The sequence below is a fragment of the Chrysiogenia bacterium genome (assembly GCA_020434085.1).
Lineage (GTDB): Bacteria > JAGRBM01 > JAGRBM01 > JAGRBM01 > JAGRBM01 > JAGRBM01.
Genome location: JAGRBM010000615.1, coordinates 1 through 3,971, shown reverse-complemented (window position 1 = coordinate 3,971; position 3,971 = coordinate 1). Strand labels below are relative to the sequence as shown.

General features: G+C 67.0%; 3 protein-coding genes. All 3 read right to left on the bottom strand.

Going from position 1 to position 3,971, the window contains the following annotated elements; genetic code table 11:
- The coding region (locus KDH09_19935; GenBank protein MCB0221978.1) for a hypothetical protein at positions 1-607 on the bottom strand (607 nt) is incomplete at its 3' end.
- 267 nt (positions 608-874) lie between these two features.
- The gene (locus KDH09_19930) at positions 875-2,266 is read right to left on the bottom strand and encodes an acetyl-CoA carboxylase biotin carboxylase subunit (GenBank protein MCB0221977.1); all 1,392 of its coding nucleotides are present in this window, start codon (positions 2,264-2,266) and stop codon (positions 875-877) included.
- A gap of 288 nt (positions 2,267-2,554) precedes the next feature.
- Positions 2,555-3,877, bottom strand: coding sequence for a hypothetical protein (locus tag KDH09_19925; GenBank protein ID MCB0221976.1), 1,323 nt, complete (start codon positions 3,875-3,877; stop codon positions 2,555-2,557).
- Between the last annotated feature and the right edge of the window lie 94 nt (positions 3,878-3,971).

Below are 3,971 nucleotides of genomic sequence, written 5' to 3'. Positions count from 1 at the left end.
GGCCGAGCGGCGCGGCAGGCGGCTTCGCGATCCGCAGAGCGCGGCGGTGCAGGCGCTGGCACTTTCGGCGGCGATGGAGCTCTTCGAGGAATGCGAACCCACGCGCGAGGCGCTCTCGGCCTCGGCGCTCTTTTTGCGCCACGAGGCCCGCGGGTTGCGGCTCTTCGACGAGCGCCCCGAGCACCTGCGGCGCATCATCGACATCTTCGGCGACGATGGCACCCACCACTTCGCGATTCCGATTGGCGGAAGCAAGGCCGAGCCCTGCAAACCGGCCGAGCATGAGCGTGCACTCTCCCACCTCGCGCGCTGGCAGGAGATCGCAGCGGGAGAGGGGACCTGGGGCGAGATTCGCGAGCGCTTCCACGCCGCGCTCAGCGGCGAGAAAGAGGTGCGCGACCCCGCGCGAAGGTTCGCCCTGCGCGCGCTCACCCAGGTGATGCTCTGCCTGATCCGGAGCGAGGACGCCCGCGCGCAGATTCAGGCGGCCCAGACCCTGCTGCGCCAGTTCCGGCTCGATCCGCCGAAGAAGGGGCCGCATGACAAGGACCCCGGCGGCGGCCCCTGCGGCGGAGGCGCGGGGCCGGGCGAAGATCCGCTCGATCAATTCCGGGTGAGCGGGGATGGGGGCGAATCAGGTGGTGAGGTTCGTGAGACCGGTTCCCTCCCCGTGGCCCTTCGGCGAAGCTCAGGGCAGGCTTGGAGGGACAGGGAGGGGTCGTTTTGTGCCGACTCGCAGCAACCCCCTCCGCCCTTCGGGCACCTCCCCCGCCGGCGGGGGAGAGGGAGTAGTGAGGATCACTCCCAAGAAAAACGCCGCCCCTCTTGCGAGGGACGGCGCGGGAATCGGACCAGTGGAACCGGCAACGCCGGGTCAGGCGACGTTGGGCACCTTGATGTAGGGGACCTTGGCGCCAAAGCCCGCTTCGTGGGCGAGGACGCGCTCCAGCGTGCCGGTGTGGATCTTGCCCGTGCGGAAGTTGCCGTGGGCGATGATCTTCAGATGCATGGGGATGTTCGTGTGGATGCCGTCGATCCGGGTCTTGCGAAGGACGGGGACGGCCTTGCGCAGGGCGCCGGCGCGGGTCTTGTCCTTGACGATGACCTTGGCGACGAGCGAGTCGTAGTAGGGCGGCACGTCGCAGCCGTCGAAGAGATAGGAGTCGACTCTCACGCCCTCGCCGCCGTGGAAATCGGCGCGGCTGACAGTGCCGGGGCTCGGGCGGAAGTGCTCGGCGTCCTCAGCGTTGATGCGGAACTCGACGGCGTGGCCGAGCATGCGGACGTTGCGCTGCTTGAAGTGCAGCGGGTGCCCGGCGGCCAGGCGGATCTGGAGCTTGATGAGATCCAGGCCGCTGACCATCTCGGTGACCGGGTGCTCGACCTGGATGCGCGGGTTCATTTCGATGAAGTAGTAGCGCCCGTCGGGGCCCAGCAGGAACTCGACCGTGCCGACGGTGTGATAACCGCCGGCTTTGGCGATGCGCACGGCGTCGGCGCCCATTCGCTCGCGCAGCTCGGGACAGACGGCGGCGCTGGGGCTCTCTTCGAGAACCTTCTGGTGGCGCCGCTGCAGCGAGCACTCGCGCTCGGGAAGCCAGATGGTGTTGCCGGTCTTGTCGGCGATGATCTGGAACTCGATGTGGCGCGGCTGCTCCAGGTACTTCTCGATGAAGACGGTGTCGTCACCGAAGGCGTTGCGGGCCTCGGTGCGGGTGATCTCGTAGTTCTTCTCCAGCTCGGCATCGCTGCGGCAAACCTTCATGCCGCGCCCGCCGCCGCCGGAGGCGGCCTTGATGAGCACGGGGTAGCCGATCTTGCCGGCCTGGATCTTTGCCTCGGCCAGCGAGTCGGCCGGGTCGGAAAAGGGCGAGAGGGTGGGGACGCCGAGCTTTCGCGCCAGGTTGAGCGAGGCCATCTTGTCGCCGAGCAGCTCGATGGCCTCGGGCGTGGGTCCCACGAAGGTGATGTCGAAGTCGCGGCAGAGCGCGGCGAAGGTGGCGTTTTCCGAGAGGAAGCCGTAGCCCGGATGAATGGCGTCGGCGCCGGTGATGCGCGCGGCCGAGAGGACGGCGACCTGATTGAGGTAGCTGTCCTTGGAGGACTTGGGCCCGATGCATACGCGCTCGTCGGCCTCGGTGACGTGGCGGGCCTTGCGGTCGGCCTCGGAGTAGACGGCGACGGTCTTGATTCCCATCTTGCGGCAGGCGCGCTGGACACGCAGCGAGATCTCTCCGCGGTTGGCGATGAGCAACTTTTTGAACATGAACTTCCTCTTGCTTCCCAGGCCGGCGCTTCGATGTTGGCCGGCGGCCCTCAGGCACCCGCAACAGGGGCGGATACTGGGGCCAAAACAGAGCAGGAATCGTGCCGCGCGCAGCGACAAAGCGGTAAATGCGTGAGCGGAGAAACTTCAGGTATTTCAGCCGGTTACAGGCATGAGAAGCCGGCAGAAAAGGCCCGCGCGCGGGCCGCGAATGCCCCTACGCGAGTCACTTGCGCAAGCTGCGCGCAACTGCGAAACGGTCTTCGCACTTTTCGTGGTTGCGGGGCATCAGGAATCGCCGCCGACAGAGCTGACTTCGAGGCTCACGGGCGAGCGCTGGACGCTGTAGAAACCGCTGCCGCCCCGCTCGGGAAAGCCCGGGAGCAGCGCGGCCACGATGATGAAGCGGTAGGTCTTGGCCTCGAGTTTTTCCATGCCGATGAATTCGTAGCCGGCCTCGGCCATGGCCCCGCGGAATTCCTCGGGCGGCATGGCCCGGCTGAGATCATCGATGAAGCGCGCCCGCGGCGTGACGGGGAACTGATCGCCGACGGCATCGACGTAGCCCACCAGGGTGAAGCCGCCGGTGGAGAGGTACCAGGGCTCCTCGCCCAGATCGAGGGAGGCTTCCTCGGCCGCCATTTTGCCGTCGACGAGGATTCCCCTGGGCTGCTTCTTGGTCGACACCCTCGCCCCGTCGTTGTGGGCGAAGTCGAGCACGGCGATCATGTCCATGCTGGAGGTAAAGGCGGCTGCGGCCTTGGGCATCCTGAACTTCACGTCGCCCAGCCAGAGCCGCTCGTAATGGTAGTAGGTGAGGTCGGCCGAGATGGTCAGGCCCGGAACCGGGGAAACCTTCACGTTGACCTCGCGCACGACGCGCACCGGCCCCGCGCGCACGCCCTCCAGGGTGGTGTCGAAATCGTCCTCGGTGATGTTGAGGGTGAGCAGGCTGCCAAGGGTTTTTACGCGAAAGCGGGCTTTTTGCCGGTCGAGCAGGTCGACGTTTTCCTTCCCCTTCCATTCGTGGGCGATCCAGCGATCGAGCATGGAGGCGTTGCCGGGCAGGTAGCCCAGGGAGATGACGCTCGAACTGACGAGATCGGCAGCCGGGTCGAAGCGCACGTACTCGCGGCTCGGGCGCAGCGCCCGCTCGCCCGAGAGCAGATAGAACACGCCGGGATCCGAGAGGTAGGGCGCCCGCGCGGTGACGCGCACGAGTTTGCCCTGCACGCGCGCCAGCCGCTCGGCCGGGCATTCCTCTCCGAGGTCCTGGAGCATGAGCACGATCTCGTCGTTGGCGTCGATCTTTCCGGGCTCGCTGTCGGGCGCGAGCGTGCCCGAGCCGGTCCCGGCTCCGGGAAGGATGCGGCCGTCGGGGTTGACCTCGTCGACCTGGACGATCAGCGGGGTGACGCCGCCCCCCTGACAGGTAAAGGCCGAGAGCCCGGCAGGGCTGCTTCCCAGAAGCTCAGCGACCTGGGTTCCCTTAAGGATGACCGGAAAGGGCGCGGTGTTCCGCGGCATCGCGCTCTTGAAGGCGCGGGCCGGAGGCGTCCAGCTCAGAAGTGCGAGCGAGACGATCGAGAGAGAGAGAATTTTGTTGCGCATCCGTTCCATCCGTTGACCTGCCCTGTGAGATTCGAATCGGTGCCTGAAGCACGTGATAGAAACCGCGGCCGCCGCGCTCGGGAAATCCGGGCAG

Bases quoted from the DNA above. Each gene is read 5' to 3' on its own strand.
- KDH09_19930 (MCB0221977.1), bottom strand. From the start codon at position 2,266: ATGTTCAAAAAGTTGCTCATCGCCAACCGCGGAGAGATCTCGCTGCGT.
- KDH09_19925 (MCB0221976.1), bottom strand. From the start codon at position 3,877: ATGCGCAACAAAATTCTCTCTCTCTCGATCGTCTCGCTCGCACTTCTG.